An 18,607-nucleotide genomic window follows, 5' to 3' on the forward strand; every position below is an offset into this window, starting at 1 on the left:
TTGCTACCGAACATGCTCAGCTACCGGGCTTTACCGCGCTCTGGATCGCCGCGTCAACCGCTTCAGCGGCGTCAGCCTGCATTCCGGGCATGACATGCGAATAGAGATCCAGCGTAATGCCAATGGTCGAGTGTCCCAGGCGCTCGCTGGCGACCTTTGGATGAACGCCGGCAGATAGCATCTGCGTGGCGTGGGTGTGCCGCAAGTCGTGGAATCGGATGCGGGGCAGGGAGGTCTTGCCTATGACCCTGATCCATTCATGTGTGAGCGAGCGCGGCTGCAATGGTGAGCCGTCGACCTGGGCAACAACGAAGCTATCGGTATCGGGTCGGATGCCAAGACGCAACTGTTCCTCGGCTTGCCGCACGCGGTGCGCCTTCAGCTCGGCGACGGTCGCGGCCGAAAGTGCCACGGTCCGCGCCCGTCCGTTCTTCGGTTCCTTGTACCGGACCCCGTCACTGGTTTGCTCGGCACTCTCCACGATCGACAACTGACGTAGGTTGTCACCAAGCTCGACATTGCCCCAGCGCAGCGCCAGTATCTCGCCGCGCCGCAATCCGCATTTTACGGCCAAAAGCGTGGCGATGAACATGCGGGTGTGGCGAAGGTCTTCGATAAGCTGGCCGGTCTGCGCGGCATCGTAGGCGAGCATCTTTTTGCGCTCAACCTTAGGCGGCGTGGTCTTCGCTGCCGGGTTCCGAGATAGCCGCTCCCATGTCACCGCTTGGCCCAGGGCCTTGATAAGAACGCGGCGGAAATGGTGGACTGTCCGGGGCGCCAGAGGCGGAAGAGGCTTGCGCTCTTGATCTTCGTCCTTTCGCTTCCTGTGGTCGCTGCGGGGTTTGGTCAACGCCTCGGTCAAGGCGGCGTCGATTCGATCCGTCTTCAGCTTGGCGAGGATGACGGACCCGATAAGCGGACTGATCCCCTTACGGCAGATCTCGGTGTATCGCTCGAACGTCTTCGGCGCGACGGAAGGTTTGATGAATGTCAGCCATTCATCCAGAAACTCGGCAAGGGTCTGCTTGGTCGGCTCGACATAGTTGCCTTGCTTCATTTCCGTGATGAGGCGCGCGCATTCTTCCTGCGCACCCCGTTTGGTACCCTCGAAGCTGTGCCACTTGCGGCGGCGCTTGCCGGCCTCATCGTAAAGATCCAGAACAATAGCCCATCTGCCTGGGCTGCGCTCAGTGATGTGTCCCTTCATTTCTTCGGCTCCATCGTGCGTTTGCCCATGACGCGACGCAGCAGGCTGCTCACCATTTCGTGGAGACTGTTCCTGGAGAGCAGGATTCGGCGGCGCGGCGCGAATTCGTGACCGATCGATTCGCTAAGATCGGCTGCCGATCGATACAACTCCCAAAGTTGATCATATCCGCCTTTGCCGATCAGCTCCGAATAAAGGAACGCAATTTCCAATGCCTGTTCGCGGGAGATTTGGCTCTCATGAGGCAACCTTTCCAGGAAAGCCTCAATCTCCTTTTCCGCGTCAACAACGCCGTCCAAGGCTCGGTTCGCCTTTTCGAGGAAGGCGTCCATCCCCTTCATCGTGAGCATGCCAACCGCCATGAGTTTTCGAACGGCATTCGCCCGAGTTGCGACGCGATGTTGGAATCGCCAGTCATCAATGGCGTTCAACTCGGCGTCTGACATCATTATCGGTATGCGGTTTTCGCGGGCTTCGACCATTATTTTTCCTTTATCCCCAAATACCTGTACAAAAAAGGCACAAGCGGCACAAGTGGCTCTTGCATGAAACATTCGGTGAACGTAGAATCATGATCGGCCACAGTTCGCGCCGCGAAAGGATGTTCATGACACTTCAGGAGGTTCTGACCAAGGCGACCGTCTCTGTTCCCGTTGCAGGGAAGGTTTTCTACGGCCTGGCAAGAAATGCCAGCTACGACGCCGCGCGGCGGGGAGACATCGCAACCATTCAGATCGGGGGGAAGAAAGTCGTCCCGGTCGCTCCGTTGGCCGAAAAGCTCGGCCTTCGCGTCTCCACCCGGGCAGGGGAAGCTTGAGCGGCGGTCGCCAAACCAAAGCCGCTCAAGCCGATCTGATCCCGATAGCTTTTCACAACCCCTTCCAGATTACGAAATGGAACCAGACCATGAATGACATAGCAGGGCATCTTGCCCAGGCAAAATCAAATCAGGTGCCGCCGCCGAAGAAGTCCACAGTCACGGTCCGCATCGAGCCGGATGGCCGCATCGTCAAGCTAGACGGGCGGGCCGGGTGGCTGATGCGAGTGTTGGTGAACGCCGGCAAGCGCGGCGTCACCACGATCGACCTGCCCGCCGGTGTGCGCGTCTCCCATGCCGTTTACCTGTTGCGCCGAGCCGGGTTCATCATCTCGTCTCCGCGCGAGAGCCACGGCGGCCCTTTTGCGGGCACGCATTCTCGCTACACGCTTCAGACGGAAGTGACCATCGTTGACGACATGGCGGCCGCTGCATGAGCGCCGACGCCAGCTACCCGGAGAACCCGGTCGACCGTGCCGCAGTTTGGCTGGGGACCGGCGGCGCTGACAAGTCCAAGGCGGTTATCCCGCAGATACGAGAGCGCTTCAGTCTCTCGGCATTGCAGGCCGTCCAGGCCCTGCGCGAAAGCCATCGTGTGCAGGGGAGGGCTGACTGATGTTCCAGCTTCAATCGACCTCCCGAGCGCAAGCGCGCGACTATCCAGCAGAGTTCGTTTCCGATGATGGTGAAGTGGTCGAGTTTCGGAACGGGAGCCCTGAAACCCTCTTAGCCAAGGCGCAACGCGAGCTCGCAGCCTTCAAGTTCGACCTGTATGAAACCATCGCCGCTGATCCGCTAGTGTCAGATGTCTGCATCCGCGCGATGGTTGCGCTAGCCGGTTACGTCACGGTGGACAAGAGAACGCTTCAGCCTACCGTGGCTTACCTGTCCAACATGTCGATGATGGCTGAAGCGGGGATCCGCTCGAAAACCACAGTTGGAAACATTCGCCGCTGCATGGTCAAACTCGGGTATTGGGTCGATGTCGGTCAAACCTCTGATGGCTGTCGGCTTTACCGCATTGAAAACCCTCGCCGTGAAGTCGTTCAGATGCATGTCGTGGAAGCCAAGGAAAAGCTCCGGGCAGATGATGCGTCCCGAAAGGAGAACGAACGGAGACGAAAAGCAGCCCGTAGTGCAGAGAGGGTACCAGATAATGGCACCCCTAAATCGATCGAGGGTACCAAAGTTTGGGACGACAGGGTGCCAAACTATGACCCCAATTATCTTAGAGCAAACCTTGGAATTTCTAGCTCTGAAGGGCAGGCCAACCTATTAGCAGGGCCTACTGCTGATCCGGACCAGCCGTTCCCAATCCCTGTTTCTGAGAACGACGCGGTTCCTCTGTTGCTCTCGCTATTGGACGGCAAGGAAAACCGGCCTGGGCTGATCAACTATTTTCGCCTCAAGCTGATGAAGGGAGAATTGACCCCGGCTGATATCGAAACCCATCGGAGGCTAGTGGCATGACCACTCTTGAAACCCCGTCGATGTGCAGAGTGTTCTGCTTCCCGATGCGCCGCAGGCTCGGAAAAATTCGGCGGACGGCTGAACTGCTATCGGCGCGTCGCGGTCGATCCGCCGATCACTACTGGCACCAGACTGTTGCGGGCATTGTCGGCCAGTTGACCAGGGCCGGATTGACGGAAGTCGCGATAAGGCAAGAGGTACAAGCCTTTTCGGATGCTGTGCAGGAAGAGCTTCAGCGCGCCGCGCGTCGCAATGAGGGTGACGCGGCATGACTGTCATTGAGATAGACGGCGGGTTCACAGTGATCGACGGCGCGACGACGCTGGCCGGGCCTTTCCCGACCAATGCCGAAGCCTGGCGTGCTGCCGATCGACTGGAAGGCTCGCCAATATCGCCGGCTGAAAAGCGCGCGGACTGGATATCAAACAAGATCCTGTCGAGCGGCCCGGGGCCTGCTCGACCGTCGACGGGAAAGCGGAAGTCTGCGGAATTCCATGGAATTCCTGGAAAGTCCGGCCGGAAAGACAAGCGCGAGGGTAAAAAGCAGCGCAAGGTTGAGCACCGCCTCAAGGTCAATGCAGCCAAGGCCCCGGGCTGGTTGCGCAAGGGTGCCTCGGCAAAGTTCGATCCCCAAGGCAAGCGGGCCTTCAACACCTCTCAGCTGGGCACATTCGGCGCCGCGTCGCCAGTGCGGAACATCGATGTGGCGGAATATCTGGCCTCAAAGGAGATTTCAGGGTGAGCACAAGACTTCAGCAAAACGGCATTGTCGCCGTAGAAGACGGCTGGGTTATCCTTATCGGGGAGGGGCGTCGCTGGGGTGACCAGATCTACCCGACAGAGGCTGCCGCTCAATCCGTTGCGAAATTGTGCGTTTCGGGCGAGTACGAGATCCGGCCGGCGCGCCGTGTCGGCCGCCTCGGATGGTCAAAGCGACCGAAATGGACAGTCCTCCCTGAGGCATCCGGCAGGGCCGCGTCATGACAATCGCAGAGCGAAGAGCGCGCGAGCAATCCGAACGTGAAAATCCTTGGCAACCCATCACTAACGCCAGCCCTGATGGCATGATCTGCGAGCTTAGGCTTGCAAATCTGGCTGACCACGGGCGGGCACGGTTCTTTCTCCATGCAAGCGGGTGGTATCGCATAGAACCGCCCGAGCCAATGCAGACTTCGGATGTGATCGAATTTCGGCCTACAGGCACAAAGCTGAGTGCCCACCGGCAGGCCTCCATTGTCGAGAAGGCAAAGCGGGGAAAGTTTGAGTATCGCGGCGGCCAGATATTCAGAACTCCGAGGCCCTACAAATCCTATTGGCGGGCCGATGATGAGGATGGCGATAAATGAATCAACGCGTCTCCCTTCCATTCTACGCCTTCTCATCCTTCAACGTTAAGGGCGGCAGGACGCATCCCAAGGTAGCCCGCACCCGCAACCGCGTTCTCGACATGTGGTCCGAGATGGCCTCCTACGCGACCATCGCTGAAGAAGTCGACGTTTCGATTTCGACGGTGGTGGAGTGCATCGCAAGGGCCAAGCGCCTCAAGGATCCCCGGGCGGATCGACCATACCGGCACCGGAAACTTCTGATAGCAGACAAGCGCCGCCGCGAGATCAGGCGTTTGCTCGATGACGGCTTTCGACCACGCGAGATTGCCAAGCGGCTAGGAGTTTCCAAGCGCCTTGTTCTAATCAGGATGAAGGAAGGTAACGCATGACTGTGGTGCAGATAGCGGGGGCCGTTGCCGGCGCGCTCGTGTTTGGCTCGATGCTGATCATCATCGCCGGCGCCTTCGTCCTCATCGCAAGTTCGGGAAGGCAGTAGGATGACGGGCAGGCCAACGATATTCACCGACGAACTGGCGACCACGATCTGCGAACGCATTGCAGACGGGAAAAGCCTACGGTCGATCTGTCTGGATGACGATATGCCGGACAGGGTGACCGTTCATCGCTGGCTGCTTGATCCCGCGCACGAAGTCTTTTGCAACCAATACACGCGTGCGCGCGCGATGCAGGCTGACACCCACGTGGACGAAATGCAGGACATCGCCGACGATGGCAGCAACGACTACGTCACAAAGACCAATGCGGATGGCTCGACTTACGACCAGGTCAACAGCGAGCACATACAGCGTTCGCGGCTGCGCATCGATACCCGGAAATGGGTCGCCGAGCGCATGCAGCCAAAGAAGTACGGCACCAGGGTCGCGCTCACCGATCCTGACGGCGGACCGCTGACGGTGCAGATCGTGAAATTCTCGGAAACCGCTGATGCCGACAGTCAGACTTCCGGCGAATAACTGGCGGCCTCGCTGGTATCAGCAGAAGGCATGGAACACATGGGAGCAGGGGTGCAAACGCCAGCTCCTGTTCTGGCACCGCCGCGCCGGCAAGGACGACGTCAACCTGAATATGCATGCCGTGTCGGCCTATGAGAGGCCAGGCACCTACTGGCACATGCTGCCGGAGGCTGCGCAGGCGCGTAAGGCGATCTGGAACGCGGTCAACCCTCACACCGGCAAGCGGCGGCTGTTCGAGGCCTTCCCTGAAGCTCTGATAGCCAACATGAACGACAATGAGATGTTCCTTCGTTTCAAGGACGTCGATTCCACCTTTCAGGTCGTAGGGTCGGACAACTTCAACAGCCTGGTCGGCTCTCCGCCGGTCGGGATCACCTTTTCAGAATGGGCGCTCGCTAACCCGTCGGCATGGGCATACCTGTCACCGATCCTGGCTGAAAACGGCGGCTGGGCTTCTTTCATCACCACACCGCGCGGCAACAATCACGCCAAGGGCATGTTGGACGCGGTGAGGAAAGACGTCTTCGACCGCGTCACCAATCCGCTGGGCTGGTTCACTGAAGTCCTGTCCGTCAGCGTCACCAACGCCATCAGCCTCGATGCGATCGAACGGCAGCGCCGGGAGTATACGGGCCTTTTCGGCAAGGACATCGCCGATCTGCTGATTGAGCAGGAATATTACTGTTCATTCGCTGGCGCGATGGTCGGGGCGTACTGGGGCGCCGATATGGCCCAGGCGGAGACGCAGGGCCGCGTGCGGGTCGTGCCGGTCGATCCTGCCTACCCGGTTCATACCGCATGGGATCTGGGCAAGGCGGTCAACAACCCGATTTTCTGTTTTCAGGTCGTCCCGATCTTCGTCATGTCGGCAACGGGCAACCCGATCTATCAGCGCTCGGAACTGCGCATCGTCGATTTCTACCGGCCCGATACCGAAGACCTGGAGCAGTGGTGCAAATGGCTCAACGACAAGGGCTACAACGGCACCGACTACGTGCCGCACGACGTCATGCAGCCTGTCTGGGGCACGAAGCACACTCGCTTCGACATGCTCAAGGCAATGGGCCGTAAGCCGAAGATGGTCGGCATGGTCAGCGTGGCAGACGGCATCACCGCCGGCCGCGAAGCGATCAAGCTGGCGGTTTTCGACGAAGAGCGCACCGCCGACGGTCGGGACGGCCTGAAGTCCTACCGTCGCGAGTGGGATGACGACCTGAAGCGATTCCGCGATAACCCGGTTAAGGATTGGGCGGAGCATATCGGCTCGAGTTGGCGATATCTTGGCCTGGCATGGCGCGAGGCGGTCGTACCCACGGCCAAGCCGGTCGGCGACAAGGGCTCCTATGTCGCCATGCCCGATGGTTCGATCCGCAGCGGCCAGACTGTCAAGGAAGCGGTTGACGCCATGGTGAAGCGGCGGCGCAATCGTTGACCTTGTAGCCTTATGTGATAGCTTGGAGAACGAGGCCGCTCAGCTGTAACTGAGCGACCCCGAACACCGTCATGCTATCTTGGTAGGTATCCGACAGCTACGAGTAACGCTAGGATACCTACCACTATCGTCAGGACGGCGATTAGCGCACTGGTGCTCATAATCGCTTCCTTTCCATCGGGGCTTCGATCCCCGACCGGGCCGACATGGCCAAACAATTCGGGCAGCAAAAAAGGCGGGATTACGTTCGAAATGTGAATTCGGCGAACGTTCGGAAACGTTCTGATACAGTTCGTGATGTCGAAATAGCGCGAATTCTACGGCCCAAAGCGGGTTCTTGATCAAGCTCGCAATCACGCGGTCCGCACAATCCGGTCACAATTCCCATTTCGAAATTGGGCTTTTGCCAATTCACCAGAGCGGCCTCGAAACAAGGCAAGCGGCTTAGATTTTCGCGCTCTTTCCGTGACCATGTACCAGTCGATATGATTGGAGCAACCTATGTCGCGCGCTGGTGGTGTCTATTCCGCCCCTCCGGGGACCAAGGGAGCGCCAAACACGACGATCGAAAGCGCGAAGTACAACGCACTTGTCGATGACCTGGTGGCGGACGCGAACGCCGCTCGACCGGTGACGGCCGGCGGCTCGGGCGCAAGCACTGCGGTGGGCGGCAACGACAATTTCAGCACCGCCAGTACTGACATGGCTTCAGCGGCCACGGTCAACCAGGCCAATGCCACCGGCACGCTCGTCAACATCACCGGCACGGTCACCATCACCGCACTCGGTACGGTCGGCGCCGGTGCGGAACGGGATCTGGTGTTCGCCGGCATCCTGACGCTGACCCACAGTGCCAGTCTCATCCTGCCCGGCGCCGCCAACATCACTACGGCGGCCGGCGACATCGCGCGCATGCGGTCGCTTGGTGGCGGTAGCTGGCGCTGTGTCGGCTACACGCGAGCGGGAACAGCCCCTTACTCGGCGACCGGCACGGAAGTCCTGAAGAACAAATCCCTGGAAGACGCCACCACTGCGATTGTCGATGACGCGGACAACACCAAGAAGCTAAAGTTTCAGGCGTCAGGGATCACCACGGGCACAACGCGCACCGTCACCGCGCCGGACGTCGACGGAACGATGTTGCTCAGCACCAGGCAGCAGCTCGTCGCCGGTTTCCGCAATCTGAAGGTCCAGGCCACCAGCGCGACCGCAGTGACAATCACCGCCGACAGCGTGACGGTTGAGGACGGCACAGGCGGCGCGGTTCGCCTGACAGCCGTCAACGTGTCCGCCGACCTGACTGTTGCCGGCTTGAGCGGCCTCGATACCGGCGCCGAGGCGGCAAACACCTGGTATTATCCATGGGTCATATTTGACGGGACGAACGTCAGGGCCATCCTCTCCGCCAGTTCGACCGCACCGACTATGCCGGGCGGCTACACGTTCAAGGCGCGCATGGGCGCGGTGCGCAACGACGCGTCGGCAAATCTGTGGCGCTCGCTCCAATATGGCCGCCGCACGCATGTTGTGAACGGCACCAATCCGACCGCGCCCCCGATCATCGCCAGCGGCACAAGCGGAAGCCCGACGACGCCAACCTGGACCGCTGTTGCTATCGGCAGCTTCGTACCGCCGACCGCTATCACTATTCGTGGCACGATGCTGATGGCGCAGAGCGACAGCACCCGCGCCATGATCGCGCCGAACAACACCTATGGCATTTGGAGCGCGGCCAACGCGGCGCCGGTCGCAAACGGCAACAACGGCATCACCGGCAGCTTCATTGTGGTCAACGTGCAGTTCGACTTCATCCTCGAAAGCACCAACCTTCACTATGCCTCCAGCAACGGCAGCACCAACGTGCTTCTGAACGGCTGGGACGACAACATCTGAGAGGCCTCATGTTCGTCTACAGCAACGACGGCCACAGCTTCCACGCGGTGGACGATGACTACCAGGCAGCACCTGGCGAGAAGCTTTTTGCGGATTACGCGACCCCTGACCAGTTGGCCGAGGCCTTCCCCGGATATGCGCTGCCCGTCGAGCGGCCGAAGGTGCCGAAGTCGCTCGTCATGCAGCGGCTGATCGACAGGAACAAAATGGATCAGGCCTACGCGATGTTGTCGTCGCAACCGAAGTTCTTTGCTCGCTGGTTCGCGCCCGACCATCCTGCCGTGTACTGCGATGACCCCGACGCCGTGGCCTTCGTCACTGCTCTAACCCTCGACCCTGGCACCATCCTGGCGAACGAACAGGCATCATAGTCAATCACCTCGAAGGGAAACGGGCGGGCTACCGTTTGGATCGTCGCCAACCGGCGGCTCGTGCCTCTGCTTCTGTGCAGAACCAACGCTCGCCCTGGTCCGATCGGACGCGGGTCTCGTCGTAAAACATCTGACCGGGCACATGATAGATATGCTCGCCGGTGTTGTACGAGATGTTGCCTTTGATGGTGCAGTTGGCTCGGGCAACCATTGCGGTCTTTGCGGCCGCCGCACCGTGCAGAATGTCATCCGCGAAATAGCCGCCGGCGACGGCCACGGCAATCATCAACGCTGCTGAGGCCATGGGTTTCATGGCTGCACGATAACAGACGACAATCAATCCTCGGTTTCACCGCTCGATACAATTCAACCGATCCTCCTAATTCAAGCGGCTATGGTTTTCGCATGCGCCTGCCGCACCCTGCTTCAATCGCCAATGGAAGCGGGTTTTCGTCGTGGATCGCAACTTTTCGAGGTCCCTCGCGCTTGTCTTGAAGTCGGAAGGCCTTTGGTCGGACAATCCGGCCGATCCTGGCGGCGCCACCATGAAAGGCGTCACCCTCGCCAATTTCCGCCGCTACGTCCAACCAAACGCCACCAAGGACGACCTTCGCCGTATCACTGATGCGCAACTCGCGACCGTCTACCGGAAATTCTACTGGGATGCGGTTGCCGGTGATCAACTGCCCGATGGAGTTGATTATGCCACATTTGATTTCGCTGTGAACTCGGGCCCGGGCAGGGCGGCGAAATACCTTCAGGCGGTTGCCGGCGTTCCCGAGGATGGCCAGATCGGCCCCACGACCATCGCTGCCATTTCGGCCAAGCCTGCCGGCGGCGTCATCGATACCCTGTGCGATAACCGGCTAGTCTTCCTGAAGCGCCTCCCGACCTGGGGCACATTCGGCAAGGGCTGGCAGAGCCGCGTCGAGAGCGTGCGCAGAGCTTCGCTGTCCCTGACCATACAGCCAGCCACAGCACCGCCAGCCCCCATGCAGCCGGCCCCGGCTCCTGTAGCGCCCGCCGGCAAGCCAATCACTTATCCCGACCCGACGCCTACCTCCGCGCCCGTCGACGTCGAAACCAACTGGTTCTGGCTGCTGCTCTATGCGGCGCTCCGAGCCATCTTCAAAAGGAACTGACCATGTGGGCAAAACTCAAGGCCTTCTTCTCGTACAGCGAAACCATCCTCCTGGCGCGCGCCCAGATGTTCGCCGCCATCGTGTTCGGCGCGTTCATGGCGCTCGATCCATCGCTTTTCCAGGCATATGTGCCGACCCCATACGTCCCGCTCTATCTGCTCGGGATGGGCGTCCTGACGGAATACGCGCGCCGCCGCCGGGCGCCTGACCTTGGGAAGGATCAGTGATGAGCGCAATCGTCGCCTTCTTTCTGGGCAACCCGACGATTGTGGGCTTTGGCGCGGCATTCATCGCGGCAATCGGCTGGGGGTTCCACCAGCGCCTGGCTGGCGCCAGTGCCGAGCGCGCCAAGGGTGCAGCTGAACGGCTGGAGGCACGCACCGAATCCGACAAGATCGACCAGGCTGTGGCCGGCATGTCCGATGCCGAAGTGCTGAAAGGACAGGCCCAATGGTCGCGCCCAAAGTCCTGACCGTTGCAGCTTTCGTTGCCCTCGCTGCCTGCCAGCATACCGGCGGCTCGTTCTGCGACATCGAGAAGCCAAACCGAAACCCCGTCGACGACATGACGATTGTCGAGGCCCGAGACGCGCTGGTCCATAATCTCAAAGGCCAACGTCTATGCGGATGGAGGCCATGATGCACGACCTCTTCGATCTTCTCGGGATCAAAGGCCCCGTGGTGGCGGCCGGCCTCGCTGGTGGCGTTCTCAGGGCGTTGTCGCGGCACCGGTACAAGCTGCGTGAAATGGTGGCCTCTCCGATTTGCGGGGCGCTGGCCGCCGCATATCTGACGCTGCCGGCCGTTGCATACTTTCAATCGACCGGCCTCCCTATGCCGGATCCGACCAATGACACGACCACTCTCGCGGCAGCGTTTCTGATCGGCGTCTCCGCAATGTGCGGAAGATCAAGCCGGCGACTGAAGAATAGCGCTTCCTGACAGCGCTGCCGCTCAACCTTGCCTAGAATGCGTCAACGACCGCTGAATCAATGTCGAAGCCTACAGTGCAGAAAAACTCATCGATGGGATCGCCATTGGCGTGCTCAGTCAGATGCGAACAGACAGTGCCTCGTCCAAACCATCGACCGACACCTTTATCCCCATCATGAGTCTTTAAATCATTATCCTCGTCAATAATTTTAAGGCGTCCCAGTTCGATCCACAACTGCTTAGCATCGCTGCGGCGGCATAGGACGCCTATATTGTTGTGCCGATCGGTATGGTCACTGGTGCGATCGATCCAATCTTTCGAAAAATCATTGTTTTCGATGCCTGCGCTTATACACGCCTTCAATGCTCTTCCAACCGGGCTGCTGATCGTGGCTGCTTTTGCTTCTAACATTGGCGCGAACCCCGTTGTGACTACCAACGCGAGTATTGTCGTGTACTTGCTCATCGCCACTCTCCCAATCCCGCTGTCATTGAGCGCAATTGTTCGACGCTTGTCCAGTGTTAGTTCAAGCGGCTTAGAATTTCGCTGCTGTGCCGATCATTCTCCCCGCCATGGCCAAGAAAGACGCGCGGACTGCCGATCAGCAGAAAGAGGGCGAGACCCTTCGCAAGGAGGGCGCGATATGGCTGGCGCGTGTCGAGGCAGCCGGCAAGCTCGAAAAAGACTGGATGGACGACGCCGAAAAGGCCGTGAAGGCCTACACCGGCGAGGCCCGGTCGCAAGACCTGACGTCGTCGACCGCGCTCGGCGGCACCTACGATTTCAACATCCTTTTCGCCAACACCGAAACCATCGTGCCGGCGATCATCAACAGCCCGCCAGCGCCGGACATTCGCCGCCGCTTCGCCGATGAAGACCCGGCCGCTGCCGACGTCGCCGAGATCATCGAGCGGGCCATTCGCAAGCAAGTCGACGATTCGAAGCTTCAGGTCGAACTGGAGGCACAGGCGCAAGACGGGTTCCTGGCCGGTCGTGGCATCGTGCGCCTTCGCTTCAAGAGCGACATCGTGAAGGATGAAGCGACCAATGCCGAACTTGAGCAGGCGAGCGCCAGCGCCGACGGTGGAACAACTGTTCGCACTGCGACGGCTGGCGACGATGTTGAAAGCGGGGACGAATATTCAGCACCATCTGGCGCATCTGCTGCGGACGGCTCGACAAGCGAACGCCTCGCAAACGAGTGCATCGAGTTCGAGGCGGTAAGCTGGCGCGACTATAGGCACGGACCGGCCAAGCGCTGGGCAGCCAGGCCGTGGGACGCATTCCGGTTCATAGTGCAGCGCGAAGACGAGGGCTCGGTATTCGATGCCGGCCTGATCAGCACACAGACCGATGACGTCGAGAAAAAAGCCCGCGGTGAAAGCGACGATGACCTGACCGGCTGGGAAATCTGGGACAAGAGCAGCCGCAAGGTCATTTTCATCGAGGACAACGGCGTCATTCTGAAGAAGGTCGATGACCCGCTGGGGCTGACCAACTTCTTCTGCATTGCAACGCCGGTGCAGCCAATCGAGGTCACCGGCCGGCTGATGCCGGTCAATCCGTTCGCGATCTACAGAAAGCTCGCCGACGAACTCGACCTGACCACCAAGCGCATCAACCTCATCACGAACAAGATGCGCGTGAAGGGCTGGTATCCCGGCGATGCCGGCGACATCAAAGCCATGGTCGACGCCGATGACGACGACTTCGTACCGATCGCCAATGCTGACATCTGGGCAGCGAATGGCGGTCTTCAGGGCGCGGTGGCGTTCTGGCCGGTCGAGAAGTTCATCCTCGTGCTCCGCGAGCTGTACGCGTCCCGCGACCAGACGAAGCAGGCCATCTACGAAATCACCGGCATTTCCGACATCGTGCGAGGCGCGAGCAAGGCGCAGGAGACCCTGGGTGCACAGCAGATCAAGAGCCAATGGGGCTCTCTGCGCATCCAGAAGATGCAGCGGATGATGGAGCGCAGCGCGCGCGACCTGTTCGTCATGATGTCCGAAATCATCCCCTCGAAGTTTACGCACGAGACGCTTCAGCAGATGACCGGGGTGCAGATCATCCCCGCGCAACAGGATCTGCAGCCGGTCACACCGCCGCCAGCACCGCCCCAAGGCGCGCAGATACCGCCCGAGCAGCAGAAGCAGCTACAGCAAGCCATGCAGGCCGCTCAGGAGGCGGAGAAGGCGCGCCAGGCCAAGCTGGCGAAGCTCGCCGATATCCAGCGGCTTCTGAGCCAGCCCCTTGCCATGTCCTACCGGGTCGACGTCGAGAGCGATTCGACCATCAAGGCGGACCTGACCAGGCAGAAATCCGAAACGGCCGAATTCATGCAGGCGGCCGGCGCCTATTGGGCGGCAGTCGGTCCGCTGGTGCAGCAGGGCGCTCTGTCGAAAGAGGTCGCCGTCGAAATCTTTGCGGCGAACTCGCGGCTGTTCAACCTCGGCAAGTCGGTTGAGGACACGCTTGAGAAGATGGTGACCGAAGCCAAGGAAGCGGCCGATAAGCCTCCGCCACCAAACCCCGAACAACAAAAAGCGGAAGCGGACGCAAAGGCGCGAGAGGCGGATACGGCGGCAAAAGCTGCTGACGCGAAGATCAAAGGCGATCAGGCCGCGCAAAATATGCAGTTTGCCCGCGAGCAGCACGACATGACCATGAAGGAAAAGTCGTTCGATCTGCATTCCAAGCAGCAGGATCACACCGCCAACTTCAAGCAGGCGCTGGTGGGTGCGGGCTTCCCGCCCGACTACAGTGTTGAGGGTCAGAACCAGATGAACCAGCAGCAGTTCCAACTGATCATGGCCGAGATGGCGGCGGCGCGCGAGCAGTCGGCGAAGGAGATGCAGGCCCTGGTGAGCGCCATCGTCCAATCTAACCAGGCCACGATCGGCGCTGTCATCTCAGCGATCACCGCGCCGAAGAAGATCATCAAGGACAAGGCCGGCAAGCCCATTGGCGTCCAGACGGTGATGCAATGAGCGTCATACTTGCGACAACCGTCAAGACGGCGGTGATGACCGCTATTCGCGATGCAGTCGCCGACGGCACGCTTGAAATCCTCGACGCCGCCGATGTTCTATTGGTTTCGTTTGGCCTATCAGCCTCGGGCGGCAATGTCGTCGGGTCGGTATGGACCTTGGCATTTGACGCCAGCACGGCATCGGCAGGCGCGGCGGGCACGGCTGCGAAAGCCCAGATCAAGAATTCAGGCGGGACGGCCAAGATTACGGGGCTGACGGTCGGCACGGCTGCAACCGACGTCGTTTTGAGCAGCACAACGATTGCAACAGCTCAGAACGTCATCCTGACCAGCGCAACCATCACGCATCCCTGACCGATGGCCGCGACTGTCATCTTCCTGACCATGACCGGCGCCGGGACATGGACCGTTCCGAGCGACTGGAACAATGCGAACAACAGCATTGAGGTTATTGGCGGCGGCGGCGGTGGCGGCTCTTACAACAATGGCGGTGGCGGTGGCGGTTATTCAAAAGTAGTCAACGTCACTTTGACGCCCGGCGCAGGCATCGCGGTAAACGTCGGTGCTGGGGGTGCAGGCGGCCCGCGATTTGCTGGCAACGGCGGCGCGGGCGGAGACACATGGTTCGGCAACGCTGTCTATGCCTCAGCCACTGTTGGCGCAAAGGGCGGCGCTGGTGGCGTTTCCGACAACCTAGGGAATGCTGCTCTAGGCGGAGCCGCCGCCAGCGGTATCGGGTCAACCAAGAACTCAGGCGGTAATGGCGGTACTCGTATCAGCGGACCGGGCGGCGGAGGTGGAGGCGCGGCTGGGCCGAACGGTAGTGGCGCTAACGGCGGTTCGCCATCTGCATCGTCGGGGCAAGCTGGCTCGGGCGGTGGTGGTTCGGGGGGTGGCACAACCGGCTCCTCTGGTACTTCGACCAACGGCGGTGCAGGCGGCAGTAATTCAAGCAGCGCAGGCTCTGGCGCGGGCGGCACTGTTGGCAGTCAAAATGGTGGCGCGGGCACTGCTGGCGGCGGCGGCGGTGGTACGTACAACACCAACGCCGTATTGACCGGGGGAGCCGGTGGCGCCGGAGCCGAGTGGGACGCAACGCACGGTGCCGGAGGCGGTGGCGGTGGGCTGGCAACTGGCAATCCGGGTACATCGGTTGCTGGTGTAGGTGGCAAATACGGCGGCGGTGGCGGTGGAAGCACCGACACAAGCGAGGCCGTCGGCGGCGCTGGCGCCCAAGGCATCATCGTCATCACCTATACTCCCGGCGGCGCGCCCGACATCACCGGCACGCTCGCCGCCACGCTGTCAGGCGCGTACACGGCATCCATCATAGGGACAGTGCAGCTGCCTCCACAGCCCATGCAGCCGGGCGGCGGCGGATATCGCAAGCCGATCATCTATGTCGATGAGAAGGGCCGGCCTGTCGACCTCAAGACGTTCAAGGTTCGCACCGCGAACGAGGTGATGCAGGCTGCAAAGGTAGCGGAGCCGCGACCCTTCAGCCGAACGCTAGCGCGGGCCATCGCCGGCAAGAATAACGAAGAAATCGCCGCCGAAGCGCGCCGGCTGGCGGCGGTCACCGCAAACGCCAGGCTTGCCGAGCTCCTAGACCGGCTGGAGCAGTTGGCGATCCTTGAAGCAGAGCAGGATGAAGGCGCCGCTCTGATGCTGCTTCTGGCGTCTTGATCCAATCACGGCGGGGTCGCCGCCTTCAAAGCGGCTGCGACGTCGGAGCAGTCAAACGAACGATAGCTGTCTCTCGCCTTGATTCGAAACTTCCGCGTTGCTGATTTCAACGGAGCTACATCGAAAATTGGCGTAATCTCCACGGATCCAAGTTCCGGCAAGGCAAATAGATCGCTTGTTTCTTTCTCTATTGTCTCACATCTCTTGTCCTTTGTATCGACTGAGAAGCTGTACGTATAGTACACATCAGGAACGATTGCCGAATTGTCTGTCGTCAGCGTTAGTCCTGTCATCAGGGAATCCCCGTAGACGTTCCGCCTTGATTGAAAAAAATTGCCGACAAAATTGTTGTCGAACTTTACTTGATAGGCGCCAATATGGTTGGCTCCGGTTCCGGAGAATGATACTCGAAATCGGAAATATAGAATCAAGCTGTATTGAGGTACCTTCCCGTCAAAGAGCTGATATGACAAAGCGGGCTCGGCGTATATAATATCAGTATCGTCGAGCGGGTTGAGTACGGAAGTGGCATATATCTCCTGGGGCTTTGTTTTTGCAATTGCCTCGTCAACTTTCTTTGTTGCGTTTGCAATTTGCTCATCGATCCGATTGGACTGCTGAATAGCCCCGCCAGTAGCAATCAATCCACCCGCTGCCACCAAGATGCTGAGCCTCGAAAAAAACGAGTTCATCGAGGTTTGCAGAGACTGAAATAGCGTTTCGTTCTGGTTCACTTTGTGTTCGACGGCGTCGAACCGAACGCTCATTTCATTAAGCGTCAATTTTGGTTTTACGTCACCCTTGGTGTCGATTGGCATTCGCTCCCCCTGTAGTGCACTCAATCTAGCTTGGCTCGAAAGCAGATGTCGAGGCTGCCAAGTCTTCATTTTCAAGCGGCTTAGAATTTCGCACTGACGCACGGCACCATCGCCTTGCCCTCAAATCGGGACAGGCAATGGCTCGCTTCGTTTTTCGCAATGGCATCTTCGTCGATCGTCAAACCGGTGTTCCGATGGCAAAGCCGTTCGCCGGTCAAATCGTCATGCCCAATGTCATATCGGACATTCCCGAATACCGCTCGCCTGTTGACGGCGCACTGATCGGGTCGCGTTCGCAGCGCCGGGACGATCTGAAGAAACACAACTGCGTCGAGTACGAGCCCAGCCTGTCACCGACCAAGGGCAAATTTCGCAACCCCGAGTTCTGCAAGAAGCGGGGCCTTCAGGTGTCAGAGGAATTTCGATGAGCGCTGCAGTAGCAGAAAACCTGTCCAGTAACGCCCCGCCTGCCGGAGCTATCACCGACGCGGCGGCCAACAGCAATGCTGTAGCGACAGTGGCCGATGACGCCGCGTTGGAGGCGATCTGGAACAAGAACGAACGCGACAATGGAGCGGATCGCGAGAACGGCAAGTTCGTCAGCGCCGACAGGTCCGAAGCAGCCGACGCGGTATCGCCGAAGGGCGGTGAAGGCGGGGAACCGGCCGGCGATGGTCTGACGCCTGGCGCCGGTTCGGTTCCCCTGCCTGACAACTGGAAGGGCCTTCAGGGTGCCGATGTTGTCAAGGGCGCATGGGAAAAGACGCCAGCAGAAATCCGCGCCTTTGTCGCAGCGCGTGAGCAGGAGCTACAGGGCCGCCTGTCCGAACACGGCCGGCAGCTTTCGACCGTCAAGCCCATCCAGGAAGTCATCGATCGGCATTCTCACTACTTTGACCCACAGAAGGGCCGCAAGCTCGCCGATGGGACGGTGGTCACGCCGGCGAAGGCGATAGATTTCCTGTTCAACGCCCAGGCCAACCTCGACCGGGCACCGGTCGAATCCATCATGGCCATCATCGACAGCTACGGCGTGCGCGACAAAATCGCCGCAGCCTTCGGTCATTCCGTCCCACAGGGCGAAAACGAATTGCGGCAAGAAATCGCCGGGTTGAAGACCATGCTCGCATCGGTCCACAACCCCGCGAACATCGACGACCGCATAAACCAGAGGCTTCAGGAGCGCGACGGGATCACCGCCGCTAATGAAGAGCTGGGCCGCTTGTCAGCTGACAAGCCGCTCTACTCGGAAATTCCTGAAAAGCGGATGGTCAACTTCATCAACGATGCATGGGACCGGCTTGGAGCCACCGCCTCGAAAGAGGCCGTGTTCAACCTGGCCTATGACATGGCAGTGAACGCCGATCCCGATCTCCGCGCCAAAGCAGCCGCCGCTAAACCGGCCGCTCCGAGGGACGCTGGAAAGGTCGATGCGGCCAAGCGCGCCAATTCCGTCAACGTCACATCAACAGCGTCGGGCAAGGCTCGGGTTCTCACCGAAGATGAAGAACTGGCCGCTGTCTTTGACCGCAATCAGAAAGGTTAAA

Annotated in this window: 25 protein-coding genes; 20 read left to right on the top strand and 5 right to left on the bottom strand. The window is 59.9% G+C overall.

Annotated features, from left to right (window positions below; translation table 11 throughout):
- Positions 1 to 16 precede the first annotated feature (16 nt).
- Both EN824_RS07240 and EN824_RS07245 read right to left on the bottom strand, forming a co-directional pair.
- Complete coding sequence (locus tag EN824_RS07240) at positions 17 to 1,207, bottom strand: site-specific integrase (RefSeq protein WP_135932024.1); 1,191 nt, start codon at positions 1,205 to 1,207, stop codon at positions 17 to 19.
- Complete coding sequence (locus EN824_RS07245; protein WP_135932025.1) at positions 1,204 to 1,689, bottom strand: hypothetical protein; 486 nt, start codon at positions 1,687 to 1,689, stop codon at positions 1,204 to 1,206. Before EN824_RS07245 ends, EN824_RS07240 begins: the two co-directional genes overlap by 4 nt.
- Before the next feature lie 89 nt (positions 1,690 to 1,778).
- Here EN824_RS07245 and EN824_RS07250 point away from each other — a divergent pair, with 89 nt between their 5' ends.
- The 11 genes from EN824_RS07250 (at position 1,779) to EN824_RS07300 (ending at position 9,492) form a co-directional block, all read left to right on the top strand.
- Positions 1,779 to 2,024 (top strand): hypothetical protein, encoded by a 246-nt coding sequence (locus EN824_RS07250; protein ID WP_135932026.1) that lies wholly within the window; start codon positions 1,779 to 1,781, stop codon positions 2,022 to 2,024.
- Positions 2,021 to 2,461: a hypothetical protein gene (locus tag EN824_RS35875; protein WP_245520953.1), complete on the top strand. Its 441-nt coding sequence runs from the start codon at positions 2,021 to 2,023 to the stop codon at positions 2,459 to 2,461. Before EN824_RS07250 ends, EN824_RS35875 begins: the two co-directional genes overlap by 4 nt.
- Positions 2,458 to 2,640 carry a hypothetical protein gene (locus EN824_RS07260; protein WP_135932027.1) on the top strand — a complete coding sequence of 61 codons (183 nt, stop codon included), beginning with the start codon at positions 2,458 to 2,460 and terminating at the stop codon, positions 2,638 to 2,640. The genes EN824_RS35875 and EN824_RS07260 overlap by 4 nt, the downstream gene beginning before the upstream one ends.
- Entirely contained in the window at positions 2,640 to 3,494 is an 855-nt protein-coding gene (locus tag EN824_RS07265; RefSeq protein ID WP_135932028.1) for a hypothetical protein, read from the top strand. The genes EN824_RS07260 and EN824_RS07265 overlap by 1 nt, the downstream gene beginning before the upstream one ends.
- Positions 3,491 to 3,766, top strand: coding sequence for a DUF6074 family protein (locus tag EN824_RS07270; protein ID WP_135932029.1), 276 nt, complete (start codon positions 3,491 to 3,493; stop codon positions 3,764 to 3,766). Before EN824_RS07265 ends, EN824_RS07270 begins: the two co-directional genes overlap by 4 nt.
- A 29-nt stretch (positions 3,767 to 3,795) precedes the next feature.
- Complete coding sequence (locus EN824_RS07275) at positions 3,796 to 4,236, top strand: hypothetical protein (protein ID WP_135932030.1); 441 nt, start codon at positions 3,796 to 3,798, stop codon at positions 4,234 to 4,236.
- Positions 4,237 to 4,836: 600 nt separating this feature from the next.
- Positions 4,837 to 5,211 carry a helix-turn-helix domain-containing protein gene (locus EN824_RS07280; RefSeq protein WP_135932031.1) on the top strand — a complete coding sequence of 125 codons (375 nt, stop codon included), beginning with the start codon at positions 4,837 to 4,839 and terminating at the stop codon, positions 5,209 to 5,211.
- A 108-nt stretch (positions 5,212 to 5,319) separates the two neighbouring features.
- Positions 5,320 to 5,796: a terminase small subunit protein gene (locus EN824_RS07285; protein ID WP_135932032.1), complete on the top strand. Its 477-nt coding sequence runs from the start codon at positions 5,320 to 5,322 to the stop codon at positions 5,794 to 5,796.
- Complete coding sequence (locus tag EN824_RS07290; RefSeq protein WP_135932033.1) at positions 5,768 to 7,228, top strand: hypothetical protein; 1,461 nt, start codon at positions 5,768 to 5,770, stop codon at positions 7,226 to 7,228. Before EN824_RS07285 ends, EN824_RS07290 begins: the two co-directional genes overlap by 29 nt.
- A gap of 501 nt (positions 7,229 to 7,729) precedes the next feature.
- Entirely contained in the window at positions 7,730 to 9,121 is a 1,392-nt protein-coding gene (locus EN824_RS35110; RefSeq protein WP_189522129.1) for a hypothetical protein, read from the top strand.
- 8 nt (positions 9,122 to 9,129) lie between these two features.
- Positions 9,130 to 9,492 carry a hypothetical protein gene (locus EN824_RS07300; protein WP_135932034.1) on the top strand — a complete coding sequence of 121 codons (363 nt, stop codon included), beginning with the start codon at positions 9,130 to 9,132 and terminating at the stop codon, positions 9,490 to 9,492.
- Between the two features lie 28 nt (positions 9,493 to 9,520).
- On the opposite strand, the gene EN824_RS07305 is transcribed toward EN824_RS07300, so the two are convergent.
- Positions 9,521 to 9,805 carry a hypothetical protein gene (locus tag EN824_RS07305; protein ID WP_135932035.1) on the bottom strand — a complete coding sequence of 95 codons (285 nt, stop codon included), beginning with the start codon at positions 9,803 to 9,805 and terminating at the stop codon, positions 9,521 to 9,523.
- Positions 9,806 to 9,947: 142 nt separating this feature from the next.
- Between EN824_RS07305 and EN824_RS07310 the strand changes: the two genes are divergently transcribed.
- The 4 genes from EN824_RS07310 to EN824_RS07330 all read left to right on the top strand — a co-directional run bounded on the left by EN824_RS07310 (position 9,948) and on the right by EN824_RS07330 (position 11,575).
- Positions 9,948 to 10,634 carry a glycosyl hydrolase 108 family protein gene (locus EN824_RS07310; protein ID WP_135932036.1) on the top strand — a complete coding sequence of 229 codons (687 nt, stop codon included), beginning with the start codon at positions 9,948 to 9,950 and terminating at the stop codon, positions 10,632 to 10,634.
- Positions 10,635 to 10,636: 2 nt separating this feature from the next.
- Positions 10,637 to 10,861, top strand: coding sequence for a hypothetical protein (locus EN824_RS07315; RefSeq protein ID WP_135932037.1), 225 nt, complete (start codon positions 10,637 to 10,639; stop codon positions 10,859 to 10,861).
- Positions 10,861 to 11,106: an ABC transporter permease gene (locus EN824_RS07320; RefSeq protein ID WP_135932038.1), complete on the top strand. Its 246-nt coding sequence runs from the start codon at positions 10,861 to 10,863 to the stop codon at positions 11,104 to 11,106. Before EN824_RS07315 ends, EN824_RS07320 begins: the two co-directional genes overlap by 1 nt.
- A gap of 166 nt (positions 11,107 to 11,272) precedes the next feature.
- Positions 11,273 to 11,575: a hypothetical protein gene (locus tag EN824_RS07330; RefSeq protein WP_135932131.1), complete on the top strand. Its 303-nt coding sequence runs from the start codon at positions 11,273 to 11,275 to the stop codon at positions 11,573 to 11,575.
- A gap of 22 nt (positions 11,576 to 11,597) precedes the next feature.
- Here EN824_RS07330 and EN824_RS07335 read toward each other — a convergent pair whose 3' ends face one another.
- Positions 11,598 to 12,032 carry a hypothetical protein gene (locus EN824_RS07335; RefSeq protein WP_135932040.1) on the bottom strand — a complete coding sequence of 145 codons (435 nt, stop codon included), beginning with the start codon at positions 12,030 to 12,032 and terminating at the stop codon, positions 11,598 to 11,600.
- Between the two features lie 107 nt (positions 12,033 to 12,139).
- On the opposite strand from EN824_RS07335, the gene EN824_RS07340 reads away from it, so the two are divergent.
- Genes EN824_RS07340 through EN824_RS35115 form a run of 3 tightly spaced genes read left to right on the top strand, consistent with a single transcriptional unit; the run spans position 12,140 to position 16,242 of the window.
- Entirely contained in the window at positions 12,140 to 14,554 is a 2,415-nt protein-coding gene (locus tag EN824_RS07340) for a hypothetical protein (RefSeq protein ID WP_135932132.1), read from the top strand.
- A 35-nt stretch (positions 14,555 to 14,589) separates the two neighbouring features.
- A complete protein-coding gene (locus tag EN824_RS07345) occupies positions 14,590 to 14,910 on the top strand; it encodes a hypothetical protein (protein ID WP_245520954.1) in 321 nt (106 codons plus the stop codon).
- 3 nt (positions 14,911 to 14,913) lie between these two features.
- Positions 14,914 to 16,242 carry a hypothetical protein gene (locus tag EN824_RS35115; RefSeq protein WP_189522130.1) on the top strand — a complete coding sequence of 443 codons (1,329 nt, stop codon included), beginning with the start codon at positions 14,914 to 14,916 and terminating at the stop codon, positions 16,240 to 16,242.
- A gap of 5 nt (positions 16,243 to 16,247) precedes the next feature.
- Here the strand turns inward: EN824_RS35115 and EN824_RS07355 are convergent, their stop codons facing one another.
- On the bottom strand, positions 16,248 to 17,060 hold the full coding sequence (locus EN824_RS07355) for a hypothetical protein (protein WP_135932043.1): 813 nt from the start codon (positions 17,058 to 17,060) through the stop codon (positions 16,248 to 16,250).
- A 194-nt stretch (positions 17,061 to 17,254) separates the two neighbouring features.
- Between EN824_RS07355 and EN824_RS07360 the strand changes: the two genes are divergently transcribed.
- Entirely contained in the window at positions 17,255 to 17,488 is a 234-nt protein-coding gene (locus tag EN824_RS07360) for a hypothetical protein (RefSeq protein WP_245520955.1), read from the top strand.
- A complete protein-coding gene (locus EN824_RS07365) occupies positions 17,485 to 18,606 on the top strand; it encodes a hypothetical protein (RefSeq protein ID WP_135932045.1) in 1,122 nt (373 codons plus the stop codon). Before EN824_RS07360 ends, EN824_RS07365 begins: the two co-directional genes overlap by 4 nt.
- The last annotated feature ends 1 nt before the right edge of the window (position 18,607 follow it).

Origin of the sequence: Mesorhizobium sp. M8A.F.Ca.ET.181.01.1.1 (assembly GCF_004792025.1) — a bacterium.
Taxonomy (GTDB): Bacteria; Pseudomonadota; Alphaproteobacteria; order Rhizobiales; family Rhizobiaceae; genus Mesorhizobium.